At 60.9% G+C, this 258-nt stretch carries 1 protein-coding gene; it reads right to left on the reverse strand.

Annotated elements, in window-relative coordinates:
- On the reverse strand, positions 1-258 hold a 258-nt coding region (locus AAEZ08_RS23165; RefSeq protein ID WP_500125213.1), incomplete at both ends, for an efflux RND transporter permease subunit.

Genomic DNA, 258 nt, shown 5'->3' on the forward strand with positions numbered 1-258 from the left:
CGCCGAGGATGAATGCCAGGGACGTCATGATGATCGGCCGCAACCGCAACCGTGCCGCTTTCAAGGTGGCGTCGATCAAGTCTTCGCCTTGGTCATACAGGTCCTTGGCGAACTCGATGATCAGGATCGCGTTCTTCGCCGACAGGCCGATGATGGTGATCAAGCCGACCTTGAAGAACACGTCGTTGGGCATCCCGCGCAAGCTCACGGCCAACACCGCGCCCAGCACCCCAAGCGGCACCACCAGCAACACTGAGG

It is taken from the genome of Pseudomonas sp. E45-MNA-CIBAN-0222 (genome assembly GCF_040310405.1).
GTDB classification, from domain to species: Bacteria; Pseudomonadota; Gammaproteobacteria; order Pseudomonadales; family Pseudomonadaceae; genus Stutzerimonas; species Stutzerimonas stutzeri_AC.